The organism is Mycolicibacterium chengduense, from assembly GCF_033741155.1.
Lineage (GTDB): Bacteria > Actinomycetota > Actinomycetes > Mycobacteriales > Mycobacteriaceae > Mycobacterium.
In genome coordinates this window covers 810,721-830,147 of record NZ_JAWQNH010000001.1, presented here as the reverse complement: position 1 = coordinate 830,147, position 19,427 = coordinate 810,721, and the positions used below count along the sequence as shown (strand labels likewise).

Annotated in this window: 20 protein-coding genes and 1 tRNA gene; 2 read left to right on the top strand and 19 right to left on the bottom strand. The window is 69.1% G+C overall.

From position 1 onward, the window contains the following. Positions 1-6: 6 nt before the first annotated feature. Positions 7-588: a TetR/AcrR family transcriptional regulator gene (locus SBI67_RS04205; RefSeq protein ID WP_318979319.1), complete on the bottom strand. Its 582-nt coding sequence runs from the start codon at positions 586-588 to the stop codon at positions 7-9. 52 nt (positions 589-640) lie between these two features. Next, complete coding sequence (locus tag SBI67_RS04200; RefSeq protein ID WP_318979318.1) at positions 641-1,486, bottom strand: RDD family protein; 846 nt, start codon at positions 1,484-1,486, stop codon at positions 641-643. 90 nt (positions 1,487-1,576) lie between these two features. Between SBI67_RS04200 and SBI67_RS04195 the strand changes: the two genes are divergently transcribed. Further along, positions 1,577-2,569, top strand: coding sequence for a stage II sporulation protein M (locus SBI67_RS04195; RefSeq protein ID WP_318979572.1), 993 nt, complete (start codon positions 1,577-1,579; stop codon positions 2,567-2,569). Here SBI67_RS04195 and SBI67_RS04190 read toward each other — a convergent pair. Genes SBI67_RS04190 through SBI67_RS04170 form a run of 5 tightly spaced genes read right to left on the bottom strand, consistent with a single transcriptional unit; the run spans position 2,566 to position 7,765 of the window. Next, the gene (locus SBI67_RS04190; RefSeq protein WP_318979317.1) at positions 2,566-3,888 is read right to left on the bottom strand and encodes a DUF58 domain-containing protein; all 1,323 of its coding nucleotides are present in this window, start codon (positions 3,886-3,888) and stop codon (positions 2,566-2,568) included. The two genes, SBI67_RS04195 and SBI67_RS04190, sit on opposite strands and share 4 nt — an antisense overlap. Beyond that, positions 3,888-4,850 carry an AAA family ATPase gene (locus tag SBI67_RS04185; protein WP_318979316.1) on the bottom strand — a complete coding sequence of 321 codons (963 nt, stop codon included), beginning with the start codon at positions 4,848-4,850 and terminating at the stop codon, positions 3,888-3,890. Before SBI67_RS04185 ends, SBI67_RS04190 begins: the two co-directional genes overlap by 1 nt. Further along, positions 4,847-6,013, bottom strand: coding sequence for a DUF4350 domain-containing protein (locus tag SBI67_RS04180; RefSeq protein WP_413232404.1), 1,167 nt, complete (start codon positions 6,011-6,013; stop codon positions 4,847-4,849). Before SBI67_RS04180 ends, SBI67_RS04185 begins: the two co-directional genes overlap by 4 nt. After that, the gene (locus tag SBI67_RS04175; RefSeq protein ID WP_318979315.1) at positions 5,995-6,642 is read right to left on the bottom strand and encodes a DUF4129 domain-containing protein; all 648 of its coding nucleotides are present in this window, start codon (positions 6,640-6,642) and stop codon (positions 5,995-5,997) included. Before SBI67_RS04175 ends, SBI67_RS04180 begins: the two co-directional genes overlap by 19 nt. A 1-nt stretch (position 6,643) precedes the next feature. After that, entirely contained in the window at positions 6,644-7,765 is a 1,122-nt protein-coding gene (locus SBI67_RS04170) for a phosphatidylglycerol lysyltransferase domain-containing protein (protein ID WP_318979314.1), read from the bottom strand. Between the two features lie 67 nt (positions 7,766-7,832). Here SBI67_RS04170 and SBI67_RS04165 point away from each other — a divergent pair, with 67 nt between their 5' ends. Next, on the top strand, positions 7,833-8,297 hold the full coding sequence (locus SBI67_RS04165) for a GatB/YqeY domain-containing protein (protein WP_266048460.1): 465 nt from the start codon (positions 7,833-7,835) through the stop codon (positions 8,295-8,297). Here SBI67_RS04165 and SBI67_RS04160 read toward each other — a convergent pair. The 12 genes from SBI67_RS04160 to ponA2 all read right to left on the bottom strand — a co-directional run bounded on the left by SBI67_RS04160 (position 8,281) and on the right by ponA2 (position 19,398). After that, on the bottom strand, positions 8,281-8,490 hold the full coding sequence (locus SBI67_RS04160; protein ID WP_318979313.1) for a three-helix bundle dimerization domain-containing protein: 210 nt from the start codon (positions 8,488-8,490) through the stop codon (positions 8,281-8,283). The genes SBI67_RS04165 and SBI67_RS04160 overlap by 17 nt on opposite strands. Before the next feature lie 121 nt (positions 8,491-8,611). Further along, on the bottom strand, positions 8,612-10,084 hold the full coding sequence (locus SBI67_RS04155) for an amino acid permease (RefSeq protein ID WP_318979312.1): 1,473 nt from the start codon (positions 10,082-10,084) through the stop codon (positions 8,612-8,614). Positions 10,085-10,202: 118 nt separating this feature from the next. Then, positions 10,203-11,063 carry a serine/threonine-protein kinase gene (locus SBI67_RS04150; RefSeq protein WP_318979311.1) on the bottom strand — a complete coding sequence of 287 codons (861 nt, stop codon included), beginning with the start codon at positions 11,061-11,063 and terminating at the stop codon, positions 10,203-10,205. A gap of 18 nt (positions 11,064-11,081) precedes the next feature. Beyond that, positions 11,082-11,237, bottom strand: a complete 156-nt coding sequence (locus SBI67_RS04145) for a hypothetical protein (RefSeq protein ID WP_318979310.1) — start codon at positions 11,235-11,237, stop codon at positions 11,082-11,084. 45 nt (positions 11,238-11,282) lie between these two features. Then, the gene (locus SBI67_RS04140; protein WP_318979309.1) at positions 11,283-12,236 is read right to left on the bottom strand and encodes a GGDEF domain-containing protein; all 954 of its coding nucleotides are present in this window, start codon (positions 12,234-12,236) and stop codon (positions 11,283-11,285) included. Positions 12,237-12,334: 98 nt separating this feature from the next. Further along, a tRNA-Pro gene (locus tag SBI67_RS04135) sits at positions 12,335-12,408 on the bottom strand. 71 nt (positions 12,409-12,479) lie between these two features. Next, positions 12,480-12,743, bottom strand: coding sequence for an SHOCT domain-containing protein (locus SBI67_RS04130; protein WP_201029569.1), 264 nt, complete (start codon positions 12,741-12,743; stop codon positions 12,480-12,482). A gap of 79 nt (positions 12,744-12,822) precedes the next feature. Then, a complete protein-coding gene (locus tag SBI67_RS04125) occupies positions 12,823-13,485 on the bottom strand; it encodes a response regulator (RefSeq protein WP_318979308.1) in 663 nt (220 codons plus the stop codon). Next, positions 13,482-14,594 (bottom strand): sensor histidine kinase, encoded by a 1,113-nt coding sequence (locus tag SBI67_RS04120; protein WP_318979307.1) that lies wholly within the window; start codon positions 14,592-14,594, stop codon positions 13,482-13,484. Before SBI67_RS04120 ends, SBI67_RS04125 begins: the two co-directional genes overlap by 4 nt. A gap of 240 nt (positions 14,595-14,834) precedes the next feature. Next, a complete protein-coding gene (gene cds1, locus SBI67_RS04115) occupies positions 14,835-15,953 on the bottom strand; it encodes an L-cysteine desulfhydrase Cds1 (protein WP_318979306.1) in 1,119 nt (372 codons plus the stop codon). After that, positions 15,950-16,897, bottom strand: a complete 948-nt coding sequence (locus SBI67_RS04110; RefSeq protein WP_318979305.1) for a metallophosphoesterase — start codon at positions 16,895-16,897, stop codon at positions 15,950-15,952. Before SBI67_RS04110 ends, cds1 begins: the two co-directional genes overlap by 4 nt. Positions 16,898-16,947: 50 nt before the next feature. Further along, the gene (gene ponA2, locus SBI67_RS04105; RefSeq protein ID WP_318979304.1) at positions 16,948-19,398 is read right to left on the bottom strand and encodes a transglycosylase/D,D-transpeptidase PonA2; all 2,451 of its coding nucleotides are present in this window, start codon (positions 19,396-19,398) and stop codon (positions 16,948-16,950) included. Between the last annotated feature and the right edge of the window lie 29 nt (positions 19,399-19,427).

Sequence of the window (19,427 nt, the reverse complement as noted above, 5' to 3'; positions counted from 1 at the left end):
ACTTCCTTAACGAGAGGTGATGGTGCCGTTGGTGAGGCTGGACATGATGGCGTCGACGACCTGGTGCCGGGGGATGCCGTCCTGTCTGATGGCGTCATAGCCGGTCAGGAGCAGCGCCCAGAACACCCGCCGGGCCCAGCCGGGCGGATACACCGGACCATCGGCCGTCGCGCGGGCCAGCACCTCGGCAATGGCCTCGTCACCGGTATCGAGGTGGGCGGCCAATTCGGGATCGGCCAACAGGGTGGGGTCGGTGTAGATGTAGAGCACGATCGGGCCCAGGTCGAGCTGACTTTCCACCACCCGCCGCAGGGCCGCGTCGACGGGGCCGCAGGCGGGATCGGCGGCGGCGATGGCGGCGGTGCTCACCGCGTGAACGTGCAACGCCACGGCGCGCATCAGGTCACTGCGCTCCGAGAAATAGCGGTGCAGGGTGCTGCGCCCCACGCCTGCGGCGGCGGCGATATCGGCCATGGTCGCCGCCGGATTGCCCGCGATGACCGTTACCGCGGCGTCGATGATCGCGCGGCGGGTCCGGCTGCGCGGGCCGCTGGCGGGCGCCGTCTCAGCGCAGGCAGGCATACTCATGAACCAAAATTTATCGCATACGGCCCAAAATGGGACAATGGTGTCCCATTTTTCAGCTCGGCGGGGTGAACCCGCTGGTCGTCGGCGGTGCAGCCGGGCCGGGCCGCGCCGGTGGGGGCGGTGACGCGGGCGCGAACTCCGGCCGGGCCACCCGCAGCCGTTCCAGCTCGCGGCGGTGCCGTTCGGCCAGTACCGCCGCCAGCACCAGCTCGGGCGGAGCGCCCGGCGGCGGTGGCGGTGCGATCCGGGCCAGCACCTCGGCGGCGATGCGGTGGGCCATCTGCTCGCGCATCCGCGGGTCCAGCTGTGTCGTGCGGGACAGGAACTGGCGCGCCATCTCTGCCTGTGCCGATCCCAGGCCCGACAACTGAATCGTGCCGGCCCAGCCGGCCAGTGCCGGGGGCATCGGGGGTGGCGGATTGAGTCGCGGCGTGCGCTCGCTGATCACCATGGTGCCGGCGAACACGTCGCCGATGCGCTTGCCTCGCGGTGACACCATGCTGCACAGCACGGCAGGCGCCCCGGTGAACATCCAGATCTCGATGACACCGGCCAGCGCGCGAAAGATGGCCTGGCGCAGGCGTTCCGGTCCACCGTCGTCAGAAACCACGCGCAGTCCGAGTGCCATCTTGCCCAGCGACCGGCCGCGGGTCGCGGTCTCGAAAACCACCGGATACCCGAGCAGGGTCAGTACCGTGAAGATGATCAGCACCGCCGCCGACAGCGCGGAATCGAAGTCCGCCAGCGTCAAAGCCCATAGCGTGACACCGAGGACGTAGCCGATCAGCATCACCGTGAGGTCGATCAACGCCGCCGCGGCGCGCACCGGCAGCTGGGCGATGGACACCTCGAGCACCACCGCGTCGCCCGTCACCAAGGGCTCCGGTTGGGACACCATGCCCTCGAACGCTACTCGGCCCGAATTGTCGCGCTTCTCAACGCGGCTCGTTCGCTACCGCGTGATCGGTGCGCGACTATGCTGACCAGCGTGGATGTCGACGCGTTCGTGCTGGCCCATGGCGCGACCTGGGACCGCCTGGAGCAGCTGGTCAAACGCCGCCGCGCGCTGACCGGTGACGAGGTCGACGAGCTGGTCGATCTCTACCAGCGGGTCTCCACCCACCTGTCGAAGGTGCGCAGCGCATCGGCGGATCCCGTGCTGGTCGGTCGGCTGTCGGGATTGGTGGCCAGGGCCCGATCGGTGGTCACCGGAGCGCACGCGCCGTTGTCCAGCGAGCTGATCCGCTTTGTGACGGTGTCGTTCCCGGTCGTGGCCTACCGTTCCTGGCGATGGTGGGTGGGCACGGCGGTGGCGTTCTTCGCAGTCACTGTGGTGATCGGGATGTGGGTGGCCGGCAGCGCCGACGTTCGTGCCTCGATCGGAACCCCGGCCGAGCTCGAAAAGCTGATCAACCATGACTTCGCCGCCTACTACAGCGAGAACCCGGCCGGATCGTTCGGCCTTCGGGTGTGGGTGAACAACTCCTGGGTGGCGGCCCAGTGCATCGGCTTCGCGATCCTGCTCGGCATCCCGATTCCCTATGTGCTGTTTCAGAACGCACTGAACCTCGGTGTGTCCGGCGGGTTGATGTCCGGCGCCGGAAAGTCGGATGTGTTGCTGGGCCTGTTGATTCCGCATGGCCTGCTCGAGCTCACGGCGGTGTTCCTGGCCGCTGCGGTGGGAATGCGGCTGGGCTGGACGGTGATTGCGCCGGGTGACCGCCCACGCCGGCAGGTACTGGCCGAGCAGGGGCGCGCCGTGGTGGCGGTCGCTGCCGGACTGGTGGTCGTGCTCCTGATCTCGGGCTTGATCGAGGCGCTGGTGACCCCCTCGTCGCTGCCGACGTTCCTGCGGATCGGTATCGGAGTGGCCGCCGAGGCGCTGTTCTTGGCCTATGTCGTCCACTTCGGCCGCAAGGCGGTGCAGGCCGGCGAGTCTGGCGACGTCGCGGACGCGCCGGACGTGCTGCCGACGCGTTAGAGCTTGCCGGTGGCCTTGAGCGCCAGGTAACGGTCGGCCAGGGTGGGGGCCAGCTCCTCGGGCAGCGTGTCGACGACGTCGACGCCGTGCCGCCGCAGCCGGGCTGCGATCTCGTGACGCTCGTTGCGCGACCGTTCGGCCGCCGCCGCGTCATACACCTGGGCGGCGTCGGCCCGGCCGCGCGCCAACTCGTCCACCCGGGGGTCGGCCACCGCCGCGATCAGCAGCTGGTGCCGTGCGGCCAGTTGCGGGAGCACCGTCATCAGCCCCTCGTCGAGGGCCGAGGCGTTGAGGTCGGTGAGCAGCACCACCATTGCACGTCGGCGGACCCGGCGCCGCACGGCCGAAACGGTTGCCGCGGAATCGGATTCGACCAGAGCCGGCTGCAAGGGTGCCATCGCCTGGACCAACTGGGCCAGCACGTCGGTGCGTGCGGCGTTGAACACCGTGGCCCGCGGTACTCGGTCGTGGGCCAGGAAGTCCACATGGTCACCGGCCCGTGCGGCCAGCGCGGCCAACAGCAGCGCGGCATCCATGGACCAGTCCAGCCGCGGCCAGCCAGTGGGGTCCTGCGACGTCGGGTCCACCCCGATGCGTCCGGCCGAGGTGCGGCCGGTGTCGAGCACGATCACCACCCGGCGATCACGCTCCGGCCGCCAGGTCCGCACCACCACGTCGGCTCGTCGCGCGGTGGCCCGCCAGTCGATCGACCGCACGTCGTCACCGACGACATACTCACGTAGCGAATCGAATTCGGTGCCCTGGCCGCGGACCAGCACCGGAACCATGCCGTCGAGCTCGCGCAGCTTCGCCAGCCGGGACGGCAGGTGCTTGCGGGACAGGAAAGGCGGCAAGATGCGCACCGTGCCGTCCACGTGCTGCGAGCGCTGGCGCCCGGCCAGGCCGAGCGGGCCGATGGAGCGAATCGTCACATGTGCCGGGCTCTGGTCGCCGCGCCGAACCGGGTCCAGGGTAGTGACGGTCCGGAAGCGGTGTCCGGCAGCGATATCCAATGTGGTGTCGGGTGGCGTCGCGCACGCGCTGGGCGGCCAGGCATCGCGGACCAGGCCGCGCAGCCGCCGCGACCCGTCGTTGTGCAGCACCAGCTCGCTGCGCACCGGCTGGCCCAGCCGCGCGGTGGTATCGCCGGACCGGTGAGCCCGTACTGCCCGCGGATCCGCGGCCAGCGTCACGTCGATGCCCACCGCCGCGGCCAACAGGAGCGCGAACACGGCGAATGTCGCGGCGGGCCACGGTGACAGCACCACCGGCACCGCGCCGATCAGCGCGATCACGCCGGTACGGCCGGTCAACACCACTAGCGCGGCACCGGAACGGAGGCCAGGATGCCGTCCAGCACCCCGTCGGGGCTGGCGCCTTCGAGCTCGGCCTCCGGCCGCAGGGCGATGCGGTGCCGCAGGGTCGGCCGGGCCATCGCCTTCACGTCGTCGGGCGTGACGTAGCTGCGGCCCGACAACCAGGCCCACGACCGTGCGGTCGCCAGCAAGGCGGTGGCCCCGCGCGGGGACACCCCCAGCTGCAGTGACGGTGACTGCCGGGTGGCCCCGACGATATCGACGATGTAGCCCAGGACCTCGTCGGAGACCAGCACCTGGCGCACCCCGTCCCGGCCGGCGGCCAGTTCGGCCGGCCCCGCCACCGGTTGCACCGACGACAGGTCGCGCGGGTCGAAACCGCGCGCGTGGCGGTCCAGGATGGCGACCTCCTGATCGCGCGGCGGCAGCGGCACATTCAGCTTGAGCAGGAAGCGGTCCAGTTGCGCCTCGGGAAGTTGATAGGTGCCCTCGTACTCGATGGGATTCTGGGTGGCCGCGACGATGAACGGATCCGGTAGCGGGCGTGGTTCGCCGTCGACACTGACCTGCCGCTCCTCCATCGCCTCCAGGAGCGCGGCCTGCGTCTTGGGCGGGGTGCGGTTGATCTCGTCGGCCAGCAGCAGGTGGGCGAACACCGGGCCGGCCCGGAATTCGAACTCCGCGGTCCGGGCGTCGTACACCAGCGAGCCGGTGACATCGCCGGGCATCAGGTCCGGGGTGAACTGCACGCGTTTGAAGTCCAGCTGCAGGGCTGCCGCCAGGGTGCGCACCAGCAGCGTCTTGGCCACACCGGGCACCCCTTCGAGCAGCACGTGCCCCCGGCACAGCAAGGCGACGACCAGGCCGCTCACCACGGCTTCCTGGCCGACCACGGCCTTGCCGATCTCGTTGCGCAGGGCGAGCAACGCGTGGCGCGCGGCGTCCTGGGGGGAGGGCTGACTCACGACTGGGTGACCTGCCTTTCGATATCGTCGAGTTGGATGGCGAGTCGGTGGAGTTCGGCGTCGGTTTCGGGTGGCGGACCGAACAGGATGTGGCTCAACGTATTCGGAGGCTGGAGGCAACGCTGGGCGACGGCCTGGGCGACACTGGCCTCGCCCGCGGCCGCGCCGAGACCCAACCGCGGCAGCAGCCGGCCCAGGGTGGCGGTGCGCAATGCCGCGGCGGCATGTGCCCTGGCCCGTCGGGACCGGTACAACCGGGCCCGGCCCTCGACGGTTTCCGACGCCCGCACCACCACCGGGAGGTCCTCGGGCACGAGTCGCCCCAGTCGGCGTCCCTGCCACCACGCGATCAGTACGACGGCCAGACACAGCTGCAGCAGCGCCCAGTACACCCGGTCGGGAATCAGGTCGGTGATCGTCTGGGCGCCTCCGGTGTCGCCCTCGGTGCGCTGCGGCGCGTACCAGATGACCCGGTCGCGGGCGCCGGCCAGATTCATCGCCAATGCAGCGTTGCCCTTGCCGAGCAGTCCACCGTTGGTCATGAAATCACTGCTGCCGACCACGGTGACGGTGCGTTCCCCGTCGGTGTAGCGCACCAGTGCACCGTCATAGCAGCGGCTGACGGTGCGATTCCCCGCCGCGGCAAAGGTATCGCTGGGGCCCAGATCGGCCTCGCCGGTGTGGGTGGCCTCCGGCAGTTCACAACCGGGGGCGCCGCCGAACGGGGTGGCACCGTCGCGGCGGACGCCGGGTGCGAGTCGCTCCCTGGTGGCCGAGGTGGGCGCCACCACCAATCGGTCGCCGGGCAGACCGGCCAGGGTGGCCAGCGTGTCGTCGCCGAAGAGGAAGAAGGTCTGCGCCACGACGATCAGGGTGTCGGGGCGGGCGGCGCGGACCACGGCGTCGAGATCGTCGGCGACGACGACGTCCACACCGTGCTGGCCGAGGAGGGTGACCAGGGCGTGGGCGCCGTCGGGTGAGGTGGAGTCGGCCTCCATCAGCCCGCCGGGCCGGGGCGCGGTGAGAATCGTGGTCAGCAGGGCGACCGCGATGACGGCGGTCGCCGCGAGCGTCACCCAGCGGGTTGTCCGCCATCGACTCGTGCCCGGCCGCATCCCCGGCGCAGCAGGTGATCTGGTAGCCGTCATCGGACCGGAACCCAGCTGTCGGGTACGACGCTCGGCGTGTCCGGTGGGGTGGCCGCGGCACGGTCCAGGCGGTCGTCCAGGTCGGCGATCACCCGGTAACCCGCCTCGGTCGCCGTGCGCGCGCCGTAGGTCACGTCGTTGAAAACCTCGGCGGCGCGGCTCAATTCGTCCCGCACATCGGGTAGTGCGGTGCCCGCTTCGCGGGCAAGTTCGGTGGCGGTGCGCCCGGGTTCCGGGTCGAGCACCTCGGTCTCCTCCAGTCGGCGCGCGACCGCGCGGAGCCGGTGCCGGATGGCGGCTGCCCAATCCCCTTGCGCGGCAGACTGTTGCGCGAGGGCGCGGTGTTCGGCAGAGCCGAGCTGGTGACCGTCGAACAGGGCGACCTCACCGCCGCGCCGGGTGTGCGTGGTGCGCATGGCCACCCGGATCGCCACCACCGCCGCGATGACGACCAGCAGCGACAGCAGCCCGATGGTGATCCACCCGCCGGGCACCGACGAACCCGCACTGAACACCCGGTAGAGCAGGGCCTCGAGCCAGGCCCACAGCTGGTCGGTCAGTGACGGTTTCGGGTAGATGGGTTTGCTCAGTTCGCGTTGCGCCGCCTCGTGGGCGGCGTCGCTGTCGATGTCGAGTCCGGACACGTCAGGGCCGGCGCGTCAGCCACAGATGATCGGTACTGTCCGCCGGGGCGACCGGACCGGCAACGGCACCTGTCTGCAACACCAGATCGAAGGCCTCCGCTCGGATCCGGCGGTCAGCGTATTGCAAGACAACCACTCCCGCGGTGAAGGGCGAGGTGAGGATCTGCCCGATCGCCCCGCCCACGGAGATCAGCACCAAGCCCGCCACCAGGGCGGCGGTCGTCTCGGAGGCGAACAGCAGGATCTGACCGCCGAAGCTGAACGGCACCGCCACCGCGCCGGCGATCATGCCCGCCACCAGGGTGGCCAGTAAGCGGATGCCGAACACGCGCCAGAAATCGTGCCGGATCAACGCGAACGAGCGCTGCACCGCAGCGAGGATGGGGAGCCGCTCCAGCACGATGAGCGGCGGCACGAAGCTCAGCATGGTGCCCAGATACACCAGCAGGATGACGAGGCCGAGCAGCAGCGGGATGCCGACCAGGAAACCCGCGGCGGCATCGCCCACCACGACCGCCACGGCGGTGAGCCCGACCGCGACCCCGATGAGCAGTACCGCGCCCGCCGCCTCGAGGGCGGTGAAGCCGAGCAGCGCCCACACTCGGCCGCGCAACCGCTGCCACGCCTCGCCGATGGTGATGCCCGATCCGAAGACGGCGCGGCCCACGATGACGGTCAGCAGCCCGGCCAGCACGATGCCCGAAACCCAGGTGACAGCGGCCCCGACCAGGGTGCCCAGGGTGGGACCGATCAGCGCCACCGCGGGTGCTTCCGCGCCGGTGGAGGGAGAGCGCAGCACACCGCTGTTGGCCAACGGCATGAGCTGAAACAGCAGCGCGACCACCTGGGCGATGACCACCACGATGGTGGTCAGACCGAGGGTGGTTTTGGGATTGGCCCGAATGTAGGCGAAGGCGCCGTTGAAGATGTCGGACAGGTTCAGCGGACGCAGCGCGATGATGCCCGGTTTGAGTTCCGGTGGTGGGCCCGGATAGCCGCCTTGGTAGCCGTGACCCGGCGGCGGATAGCCGGGATACCCGGGAGGGCCACCGTAGCCGGGCGGCGGGTAGACCGGGCGCGGCTGGCTCCCATACCCGCCGGGATCGCTGTACATGGCCACCATCCTCTAGTCGACTCGGCTCATTGACAACGTATCCGGTGCCGGCCCCGGCAGGCGTAGCGTCGCAGCCATGGCGGAATTGAAAGACCGGCTTCGTGCGGATCTCACCGCGGCGATGAAAGCACAGGACAAGTTGCGGACGGCGACGCTGCGGATGCTGATCGCATCGATCGGGGCCGAGGAGGTGTCCGGTAAGCAGGCGCGCGAACTCTCCGACGACGACGTGCTCAAGGTCCTCGCGCGGGAAGCCAAGAAGCGGGCCGAGGCTGCGGAGATCTACACGCAGAACGGTCGAGGGGAGCTGGCGGCCAACGAGCATGCCGAGGCCCGGGTGATCGACGAGTACCTGCCAACGCCGCTGACCGAGGCCGAACTCGCCGACGTGGTCGACACCGCGATCGCACAGGTCGCCGAGGAGATCGGCGAGCGGCCGGGGATGCGTCAGATGGGCCAGGTGATGAAGGCGGCCACGACGATCGCCGCGGGCAAGGCGGACGGGTCGCGGCTGTCCGCGGCCGTCAGGGCGCGGCTGTAGGGCGGCTCGTCAGGTTGGCGATGGCACGGCGCTCGACCAGCAGGGCGATGTAGTCGCGCACGGTGCTGGTGACGAAGTGCTTGTGCGCGTCGGCGACGGCGGCGGTGACGTGTTCGGCGGGCAGGCCGGCGTACTTTTCCAGCAGCCGCGTTGTCACGTCGTTCAGCTGATCTTCCTCCGTGCGTTTACCCACGTAAAACATTCTGGGATAGCGTCCGCGAACCGGTCAACCTGCAAACCGTCGCGGTGCCGGTGATGCTCGACACCCGTCAAGGATGCCGGGATCTGGGCGCACCGGGCGTGGCTCGATCGCGCTACTCGCCGGGACCTTCGGGAATCGGCGGCTGCGGGACCACCGGGTAGTCACCGGTGTAGCCCATGCGCTGGGCCGCCATCGCCGTGACCTTGCCGCGCACCGCGTACCAGCCGCCGATCAGCATCGGGACCAGGACGATGATCGCGATGAGATTCCAGATGTTCTCGTAGCACATCAGTACGGTCACCGCGGCCAGGAAGATCAGCGTCAGGTAGCCGGTGTACGGCGTGCCCGGCAACCGGAACGCCGGCCGCGCCAGGATGCCCTTGCGTTCCCAGCGGTACAGCTGGAGCTGACAGGCCACGATCATGGCCCACGTCGAGATGATGCCCAGCGCGGAGAGGTCCAGCGCGATGTTGAAGGCGTCCTCGGGGACGAACAGGTTGAGCACCACGCCGAGCAGCGTCAGGGCTCCGGTGAGGGCGATCCCGCCGAACGGGACACCGTTGCGGTTCATCTTCGCCGTGAAGGCCGGGCCGCTGCCGTTCATCGCCATCGATCGCAGGATGCGCCCGGTGGAATACAGCCCGGCGTTGAGGCTCGACATCGCGGCGGTCAGCACCACCAGATTCATGATGCCGCCAGCTGCGGGTACGCCGATCTTGGAGAAGAACGTCACGAACGGGCTCTCGCCCTTGTGGAATTCGGTGTAGGGCAACAACAGGGCGAGCAGCACCAGGGAGCCTACGTAGAACAGGGCGATGCGCACGATGACCGAGTTGATCGCCCGCGGCATCACTTTGGGCGGATCCGCGGTTTCGCCCGCCGCGATGCCGACGAGTTCGACTGCGGCATAAGCGAAGATCACACCCGAGGTCACCACCACCAGCGGGAAGATGCCGACCGGGAACATGCCACCGTTGTCGGCGATCACGCTGAAACCGGTGGCTTGGCCGTTGATCTCGAACCGCCCGGCCAGGAACACGATGCCGACGACGAGGAAGGTCACCAATGCGGCGACCTTGATGATCGATGCCCAGAACTCCATCTCGCCGAACAGCTTGACCGAGATGATGTTCATGGTCAGGACGATGCCCAGGGCGATCAGGGCGATCAGCCACTGCGGGACCGCTTCGAACATCCCCCAGTAGTGCATGTACAACGCCACCGCGGTGACATCCACGATCGCGGTGGCCGCCCAGTTGAAGAAGTACAGCCAGCCCGTCACGAAAGCGGTCTTCTCACCGAAGAATTCGCGTGCATAGGAGACGAACGAGCCCGACGACGGACGATGCAGCACCAGCTCGCCGAGGGCGCGCAGGATGAAGAAGACGAAGATGCCGCACACCGCGTACACCAGGAACAGGCCCGGTCCGGCACTGTGCAGTCGGCTGCCCGCGCCCATGAAAAGGCCGGTGCCGATAGCCCCGCCGATGGCGATCATCTGGATTTGGCGCGGTTTGAGGGCCTTGTGATAGCCCTCGTCCTCGTGGCTCAGTGCTGAATTGTCGTACGTCGATTCGGTGGTCATCCCGCTCCCCATCGGTGACTGCGTAACTGCTCGACCGTAAGCCGGTCGGGCTGGCCGCGAAAGTCGAGCGATGTAAACATTGCGCTACACGGCGCGGTCGCCGTCGCCGGGTGAGCGGCTAGGAGCGCTGCGGTAGCGGGATGCCGCGTAACGTGCGGGCGACGATGTCGACGAAGTGGGCGCAGGATTCGTAGCGGGCGGCGGGGTCTTTGGCGAGCGCCTTGGCGAACACCGCGTTGAGCGAGCCGGGCAACCAGGCCCGGCGCGCGGTGATGGCGGGGACCGGATCACGCAGGTGCGCGTAGGTGATGGCGAACGCCGTGCCGCGGGGAAAGGGCGGCGCTCCGGTGAGCCACTCGAACATGCTGCACGCCAACGCATAAAGGTCTGTCGCAGCGCTGAGCTGCTGGCCCTGCAGCAGTTCCGGCGCGGCGTAGGCGATGGAGCCCTGCACCCGGCCGTTGCTGGCCAGTGTTCGCACGTCGTCGGCGAGTTGCGCGATGCCGAAGTCGGTGAGATAGCTCTTTCGACGGTCGGCGGACAGCAAGATGTTGGCGGGCTTGACATCTCGGTGGATGACATCCATCGCGTGCGCGTAGTCGAGGGCTCCGGCGACCTGCCCGGCCACCGTGACGACGGCCTCGACATCCGCGTCGCGGCCCGCCGCCGGCACCAACACCGACGCCGACGGACCGTCGACATATTGCATGACCATCCACAGCTGCGGTGGCACGGAGCTGGTTTCGCCGTGCTCGTAGGTGGCCACGATATGGGGGTGATGCAGGGTCGAGGCGATGGCGAACTCGCGGGTCAGCCGCTCCCGGGCAAGATCACGGTTAGTGGCGTCGGTGTGGATGACTTTGAGTGCAAACACCTGGGCAGCGCCCGTGCGGTGGACGCGGTACACGTCGGCCGCCCCACCGCCACCGAGATGGGCTTCGACGACGAAGCCGGAGATGATGTCGCCGGCCTCGAACACCCCGTCAGACTAAGCGCTTCAGGTCTCGTCGGCGATCTGGCGGCGGCTCTGGAACCGGGCCGGCGCGTCCGGGTCCTCGGCCTGGTGATCCAGCTGTTCCTGCAGTTCGCGTTGCTCGGTGGTGGCCTGGGTGGCATCCGTTGGCGTGGCAGGGGGCGTCTGGTGTTGTTCCATGCGACTCAGGGTGGCCACAATCGGTCGCGGGCAAACCCGCCGTTGTCACCGGCGTAGCCGTTTCCGCCGGTACAGGTCGTCATCGGCGCCGGCGAACAGGGCTCGCACGTCCTCGTAGCGGGGGTCACCGGCGGCGACCCCGAAAGAGACCGCCACCTGGTGCCCGGCCGCGAGTTCAGCGGCCAGCCGCTGCGCGCTCGCCAGGTCGTGGCCGGCGACGATCACCACGAATTCGTCGCCACCGATCCGGCCGAGGACGCTGCGTTCGGGCGCCCGCTCGGCCAGCTGCCCGGCCACCTGGACCAGCACGGCGTCACCTGCCGGATGGCCGTGCATGTCGTTCACCATCTTGAAGTCGTCCACGTCGAACACCATGATGGCCAACGGCTTTCGGGTACGCCGCGCGTGTTCGGTGAGTAGGCGGGCATGTTCGTCGACACCGGTGCGATTCCACACCGACGTCAGCGGATCGCGGAAGGCGGCCTCGATGAGCGCCGAGGTGATGATCCCGAACACCTCTTGAGCGCCCAGAATGCTGACGGCGTAGATGACCAGCCACAGCTCCGGTACCGCGACAGGGGCGATCAGCAGGGCGCCGATGGCGGCGCCGATCAACCCCGCCGTGGCGATACGTGCGGTCACCGGCGGGTACCAGGTTCGGATGAAGATCGCCGCGAACATCAGCGGTACCACCGACCACACCTGGGCCTCGATCGCGCGATGGAACAGCAGCGACAGGATCGGTGCGGCGACAAGGCACACCATGGTCACCGCGTGTCGGCGGACACCCGGGTGCGGTCGTGCGATCAGCAGCAGACCCAGCGCCGCCGCGGCGCAGGCCAACAGTTCGCCCCGGCCGTCGGTGCGGGGGACATCCACCAGATACGAGGTGAGCGCCGCCAAGCCGTAGAGGAACAGCAGGGCGGCAAGGGAGAAGAACAGCATCCGCCGTTTGAGCTCGTCGCCCTGGCCGCCGACCAGCGATCTGGCCCTCCACATAGCGACCTCCGCCTGCCCGCCGTTCGATGACGCGAACCTACCCGCAATGCGAGAAGCCCTGACCGGCCAGGCCGGTCAGGGCTTCTGCTTTCACTCTGTCGGGGTGGCGGGATTTGAACCCACGACCTCTTCGTCCCGAACGAAGCACGCTACCAAGCTGCGCCACACCCCGCGTGAAGCCCCGACAGCGTATCGCACCGGGGCACCGCGAAGCCAAACGCCTGCTCAGGTGGGCCTTCGCGGCTACCGTCTGGTCGCGCGCAGCACCGCCAGCCGCTCCCGGTACTCCGCCTCACCGACCTCACCGCGGGCGTACACGTCGCGCAGGGTGTTCTCGCCCTTGCGGCCCTGCAACCGCCGGGCGATCAGCCAGATCGCCGTCACCACCAGGGCCAGCACGATCAGCCGGGCCAGCAGGAACCACGGATGGAACGCCACGGCGCCGAACCGGCGCCCGTCGTCGGCCACGAAGGTCATGGTCTGAGGCAGGTATTCGTAGAGGTTCATGGCGTCCAGCCTGCTCGCCGAGGCCGCGGCAGGCATCGGCCGTGCGGCGTCGAAATCGCTACGCCGCCAGTCGTAGCGTTCAGCCCTGCCACCCGGGCCGGACCAGCCCGCTCTCGTAGGCCAACACCACCAGCTGGGTGCGATCCCTGGCGCCCAGCTTGGTCAGGATCCGGCTCACATGGGTCCGCGCGGTGGCCGGGCTCATGAACAGCCGGGCACCGATCTCGGCGTTGGTCAGCCCCTCGGCGACCAGGGTCATCACCTCCCGTTCCCGTGCGGTGAGGTCGGGAAGGGACACCGCGGCCGGCGGTTTGGCGCGGGACGCGAACTCGGCCATCAACCGGCGCGTCACCGACGGCGACAGCAGCGCGTCACCCTCGGTGACCACCCGCACCGCCCGCACCAGTTCGCTGGGCTCACTGTGCTTCACCAGGAAACCGCTGGCGCCGGCCCGCATCGCCTCGAACACGTACTCGTCCAGCTCGAAGGTGGTCAGCACCACCACCCGCACGCCGGTGAGGGCGGGGTCGGCGGTGATCGCACGGGTGGCGCGCAACCCGTCCAGGTCCGGCATCCGGATGTCCATCAACACCACATCGGGCTGCAGCCTGCGGGTCGACTCCACCGCCACCGTCCCGGTCGCGGCCTCCCCGGCCACCTCGATATCGGGCTGGGCGTCCAACAGCGCGACGAACCCGGCCCGCACCAGCACCTGGTCGTCGGCCACCAGCACCCGGATCACACCGCACCGCCGACCGGCAGCACGGCACGCACGCGGAACCCGCCGGCGGGCAGCCGCTGCGCCGACAGCGACCCGCCCAGTGCGTGCGCCCGTTCCCGCATCCCGGCGATCCCGCTGCCACCGGTGGTGGGACCGTGTGCTGGACGGCCGTCGTCGTCGACCGTCACCTCGACCTCGTCGTCGCCGTAGCCGATGGTGACCGTCGCCGCGATCGCGGTGGAGTGGCGCACCACATTGGTCAGCGACTCCTGCACGATGCGGGCGGCGGCGCTGTCGATCACTGCGGGCACGGGGCGTGGTTGTCCGCGCACGCTCGTGGTCACCGTCAGTCCGGTGGCCCTGGTGAAACTCACCAGAGCGTCCAGGTCGGCGAGGCCGGGGGTCGGTGCGGTGGGCTCCCCGGATTCGGTCCGCAGGGCGGCCACCAGTGCGTGCACATCCGAAATCGCTTGCCTGCTGGCCTCTTTGATCGCGGACAAGGCGGGGCCGGCCCGTTCGGGTTGCGTGTCGAGCAGCTCAAGGGCCACTGCTGACTGCACGTTGATCATGGACAGGCTGTGTGCCAGCACGTCATGTAACTCGCGCGCGATGGTCAACCGGGCCTGCGAGGCGGCGTCGCGTTCCATGGCCGCGCGGCGCTGACGACCGGCCTCCAGGCTGACCCGGCGTTGCCGGATGCCCTCGGCGATGGCCAGCAGGACCAGCATCCAGGCGCCCAGCGCGCCCGCGGCCTCGACGGGCGGGGACCGCCACCACACGAACAGCGCCCAGCCGATGAACGGCAGCGGATAGGTGTGCCAGCGCGCCCCCGTCGACGCGGCGGTGAGGAACGCGATGACCAGGGCCAGCAGCACCGGTCCCGGCCGGTGCGTCGCGTGCAGGTAGGCGAGGGTCACGGCAAGGACGCCCGCCAGCACCGGAAGCGGATAACGGCGCCGGGCCAGCAGCAGCACCGGACCGGCCAGCAGCAGCACCACCGCGTACGGCGGCAACGGCACCGCGGCGAGCCCGGGGAACCGCCGACGGGTGCCGAGCGTGCCGGCCAGCTGGATCAGTGCGGTGACGAGCGCCGGCAGCCACACACTGGGAGTGCGGAGTTCGGCGCCCATATCCGCACGGTAGCCATCCGCGGCGGGCGCGGCGTCCGTGTCGCGACGTATATCGCTGCCAAGATTACGAAAGAATTAGAGCATCGGCTGCGTTGAAGGTTCTGAAGGCCGGAACGGCCTGATCGATTTCACATCGATTCGACGGAGTGAGGCAGAAATGACCGGACTGGGCGCCATGATCTACATCGGGTTCTTCGCCGTCGCCGCGTTGTGGCTCTTCATGACCGGCCGCGCCGAGGCTCAGGGCGCCGAGAGTCGGGGCCACGTACCGGACCGTTCGAATTCGATGAGCGCCGACGCCGGGCCGGACGGATCCAGCCCCTGGCTGCTCACCCACTCGTCGTCGAAGTAGGTGTCGGCGTAGCGGTCGCCGCTGTCGGCGAGCAACGTGACCACCGATCCACTACGGCCTTGGGCAATCATCTCGGCCAGCAGACCGAAGGCGCCCCACACGTTGGTGCCCGTCGACGGTCCCACCCGCCGGCCCAGCACCGTGCTGACGTGCCGCGCCGCCGCCACCGACGCGGCGTCGGGCACCGGAATCATCCGATCGACCACGGCCGGTAGGAACGACGGTTCGACCCGCGGCCTGCCGATGCCTTCGATCCGCGACGATTCGCCGGTCTCGATATCGGCGCACCCCTGCGAGTAGGCGGGGTAGAACGCCGAATTCTCCGGGTCCACGACGCACAGCCGGGTGGGGTGGCGGCGATAGCGCAGGTAGCGGCCGATGGTCGCGCTGGTCCCGCCGGTGCCCGCACCGACCACCACCCACTCGGGTACCGGGTGAGCCTCGTCCCGCATCTGGTCGAAGATCGACTCGGCGATGTTGTTGTTGCCGCGCCAGTCGGTGGCCCGTTCGGCGTTGGTGAACTGGTCCAGGTAGTGACCACCCGTTTCCACCGCCAGCCGCTCGGCCTCCGCGTACACCTGGGCCGACTTCGCCACGAAATGGCAACGGCCGCCTTGTGATTCGATCAGCTTCACCTTGCTGGCGCTGGTCGAGTGCGGCATCACCGCGACGAACGGCAGTCCCAGCAATGCGGCGAAGTAGGCCTCGGAGACCGCGGTCGAACCGGACGACGCCTCGATGACGGTGGTGTGCTCACCGATCCACCCGTTGCACAACGCGTACAGGAACAGCGAACGCGCCAACCGGTGTTTGAGGCTGCCGGTGATATGTGTGGACTCGTCCTTGAGGTACAGCTGCACGTCCACTCCGCCGGCCCACGCATCGGGCAGCGGATAGCGCAGCAGGTGCGTGTCGGCGCTGCGGCGCGCGTCGGCCTCGATCAGCCGGACGGCGTTGTCCACCCACGCCCGCGGTCGGTTCCGGTCGCTGAACGTCCCGGCGTTCACCGGGCCGTGACGGTCGGGTGCGCCTGCCCGGCCCTGGCGCCTACGGCCGGCCCGCCGGTCGGCGCGGCAACCAGCGTCAGCAGGGTGGCCTCCGGCCGGCAGCAGAACCGCACCGGCGCATACGGGGAGGTGCCCAGGCCCGCCGACACGTGCAGCTTCATATCGGCACCCCACTGCGACGGACCCTTCACCCGGGAGCGGTCCAGGTCGCAGTTGGTGACGACGGCGCCGTAGAACGGCAGGCACAGCTGACCGCCGTGGGTGTGCCCGGCCATGACCAGCTGATAGCCGTCCGCGGCGAACCGGTCCAGCACCCGGGGTTCGGGTGAGTGGGTGACGCCCAGCCGCAGGTTCGCCGCCGGGCTGGCCGCGCCGGCGATGGTGTCGTAGCGGTCGCGATGCAGGTGCGGGTCGTCCACCCCGGCGGCGGCGATGCGCAGTCCGGCCACGTCGAATTCGCGGCGGGTGTGGGTCATGTCCAACCAGCCGCGCTCGGTGAACGCGGCACGCAGATCCTGCCAGGGCAGCGGGGCGCCATGGATGCGCTTGTGCTTCCTGAACAGATAGTTCGCCGGGTTCTTCGGGCGTGGGGCGAAATAGTCGTTGCTGCCGAACACGAACACCCCGGGCACCGACAGCAGATCGCCGAGCGCCTGCACGACGGCCGGGACTGACCGTGGATGGGACAGGTTGTCGCCGGTGTTGACCACGAAATCCGGTTCCAGCGCCGCCAACTCGCGCACCCACGCCTGCTTGCGGCGCTGCCGGGGCAGCATGTGCAGATCACTGAGGTGCAGCACACGCAGCGGTGTGGAGCCAGGAGAGAGCACCGGCATGGTGTACTCCCGCAGCGCGAAGGCGTTGCGCTCGATCAGCGACGCATAACCGATGCCGGCGGCCAGGGTCCCGGCAGCGACGGCGGCGGTGTTCTTCACGTACGGCATGTCAAAAGACTACTGCCACCGGCGCACCAGGGCCTGGGTATCACCTGTGATCACGGCGGGGGCGGTGGTGGCGGCGGCCCCAGCACCGGCACCGTGATCGGCGGCAGGCCGGGGATCTCGATGACCGTCGAGCCCACCTGTGGCGGCGGTGCATTCGGGTCCAGCCCCGGGATGCCGATCGGCGGGGGCGGCGGTGGCGGCGGGATGCCGTTGCTGGTCTGGATGGTGATGATCGAACCCGGAATGGTCTGCCCGGTCGGCGAGGTCCCCACCACGGTGCCGGCGGGGGACACGCTGTTCACCGAGGTGGCCTGGTCGGCAACCTGGAAGCCGGCGTCCTTGAGGCGCTGACGCGCGGCGTCCACGGTCATGCCTGCGACGCTGGGCACCTTCGAACCGGGGCCGCCCTCGACATAACGGGGATCGGTCGGCGGCAGTTGCACCGTGTCGGGGGTGATCGGCTTCATCGCGGTGAACCAGGTGCGCGCCGGCTCGTTACCGCCGTAGAGGTCACCGGAGCTGCACTGGCGCAGCGGAAACGAGCACAGATCACCGGGGGTGCTGGAATCGTCGTAGATGTAGTTCGCGGCGGCGAAGGCACTGGTGAACCCGAGGAACCCGGACGAGCGGTGCGCTTCGGTGGTCCCGGTCTTACCCGATACCGGCAGGTTCCAGCCGACCGATCCGGCGGAGCCGGAGGCGGTGCCGCCACTGGTGGCGTCGTGGCTCATGGCGGTCGCCAGGGTGTTGGCCAGCCCCTCCGGCACTACCTGCTCGCAGGTCTCGGTGGTGACCGCCACCTCCTGGCCGTGCCGGTCGAAGACCTTGTCGACCGGGTTGGGCGGGCACCAGGTGCCCGACGAGGCCAGCGTCGCCGCCACATTCGACAGCTCGAGCGCGTTCACCTCGACGGGGCCGAGGGTGAAGGATCCGAGGTTCTGCCGTTTGATGAAGTCGGCCAGGCTCTCGTTGCTCTCGGGGTCGTAGTCCCGCGCGGTGCCGGGCAGCGCATAGGACCGCAGGCCCAGTTTCACGGCCATGTCCACGGTGCGCTGCACGCCGACCTGGCTGATCAGCTTGGCGAAGGCGGTGTTCGGCGAGGTGGCCAGCGCGTCGGTGACACTCATCTGGCCGCGGTAGTTGCCGGCATTCTGGACGCACCAGGTGGCCGGTGGGCAGCCCTTGGCGCCGCCGCTGCCCAACCCCTTGGCCTCGAACCTGGCCGGGGCGTCCAGGGTGGCGTTGATGCCCATACCCATATCCATCGCCGCGGCGGTGGTGAACAGTTTGAAGATCGAGCCGGCGCCGTCACCGACGAGCGAGAACGGCTGCGGCTGCATGGTTTCACCGGCATCGGTGTTCAAGCCGTAGGTGCGGTTGCTGGCCATCGCCACCACCGGATGGGCGGTCTTACCGGGCTTGATGACGCTCATCACGCTGGCGACGCCGGTGAGATCGGGGGCCGCGATGCTGTTGACGGCCGATTTGACGTCGGCCTGGACATCGGGATCCAGCGTCGTGCGGATCAGGTAGCCGCCCTTGGCCACCTGCTCCTTGCTGATCCCGGCGCGGGCCAGGTAATCGAGCACGTAGTCGCAGAAGAAGGCCCGATCCCCGGCGGCGATACACCCGCGGGGCAGTTCGTTGGGCTGCGGCAGGATGCCCAGCGGCTGCTGTTTGGCGGCCCGCAACGCGTCGGCCTCCTGCGGGATGTTCTCGATCATGGTGTCCAGCACCAGGTTCCGCCGGGCCAGTGCGCCATCGGGGTTGGTGTACGGATTGAGGGCGCTGGTCGACTGCACCATGCCTGCCAGCAGGGCGGCCTGCTGCCAGTTCAGCTCGGAGGCGTTGATCCCGAAGTACGTTTGCGCGGCATCCTGGATGCCGAACGCACCGTTGCCGAACGACACCAGGTTCAGGTAGCGGGTCAGGATCTCCGGCTTGGTGAACGTCTTGTCCAGGGTCAGCGCCATCCGGATCTCGCGCAGTTTCCTGGCCGGCGTGGTCTCGATGGCGGCGCGCTTCTCGGCGTCGGTCTGCGCGATCACCAGCAGTTGGTAGTTCTTCACGTACTGCTGTTCCAGCGTCGACCCGCCGCGGGTGTCCACATCGCCGGAGGCATATCCGGCCAGGCCGGTCAGCGTGCCCTTCCAGTCCACGCCGTTGTGTTCGGCGAACCGCTTGTCCTCGATGGACACGATGGCCAGCTTCATGGTGTTGGCGATTTGGTCGCTGGGCACCTCGAACCGGCGCTGGGTGTACAGCCAGGCGATGGGGTTGCCGCGGGCATCGGTCATCGTCGAGACGGCCGGCACCTCACCCTCCACGAGCTGCGCGGACCCGTTGGCGACGACGTCGGAGGCGCGGTTGGACATCAGGCCGAGACCGCCGACTGCGGGGAACATCAATCCGGCCGCGATCACACTGGCCAGCAAGCAGCACCATGCGAGCTTGATGAGCGTCACCGCAACGGGTGGGCGCACGGTGTGCTGCTCGGGCATGGGTAACAGACTAACCAGACCTTCCTGGC

What these genes read in the sequence shown, in the direction of transcription:
- SBI67_RS04205 (WP_318979319.1), bottom strand. Translation starts at nt 588, where the DNA reads ATGAGTATGCCTGCCTGCGCTGAGACGGCGCCCGCCAGCGGCCCGCGC.
- SBI67_RS04200 (WP_318979318.1), bottom strand. Translation starts at nt 1,486, where the DNA reads ATGGTGTCCCAACCGGAGCCCTTGGTGACGGGCGACGCGGTGGTGCTC.
- SBI67_RS04170 (WP_318979314.1), bottom strand. Translation starts at nt 7,765, where the DNA reads ATGGTGGCCATGTACAGCGATCCCGGCGGGTATGGGAGCCAGCCGCGC.
- SBI67_RS04165 (WP_266048460.1), top strand. Translation starts at nt 7,833, where the DNA reads ATGGCGGAATTGAAAGACCGGCTTCGTGCGGATCTCACCGCGGCGATG.
- SBI67_RS04155 (WP_318979312.1), bottom strand. Translation starts at nt 10,084, where the DNA reads ATGACCACCGAATCGACGTACGACAATTCAGCACTGAGCCACGAGGAC.
- SBI67_RS04145 (WP_318979310.1), bottom strand. Translation starts at nt 11,237, where the DNA reads ATGGAACAACACCAGACGCCCCCTGCCACGCCAACGGATGCCACCCAG.
- SBI67_RS04140 (WP_318979309.1), bottom strand. Translation starts at nt 12,236, where the DNA reads ATGTGGAGGGCCAGATCGCTGGTCGGCGGCCAGGGCGACGAGCTCAAA.
- SBI67_RS04130 (WP_201029569.1), bottom strand. Translation starts at nt 12,743, where the DNA reads ATGAACCTCTACGAATACCTGCCTCAGACCATGACCTTCGTGGCCGAC.
- SBI67_RS04120 (WP_318979307.1), bottom strand. Translation starts at nt 14,594, where the DNA reads ATGGGCGCCGAACTCCGCACTCCCAGTGTGTGGCTGCCGGCGCTCGTC.
- SBI67_RS04110 (WP_318979305.1), bottom strand. Translation starts at nt 16,897, where the DNA reads ATGCCGTACGTGAAGAACACCGCCGCCGTCGCTGCCGGGACCCTGGCC.
- ponA2 (WP_318979304.1), bottom strand. Translation starts at nt 19,398, where the DNA reads ATGCCCGAGCAGCACACCGTGCGCCCACCCGTTGCGGTGACGCTCATC.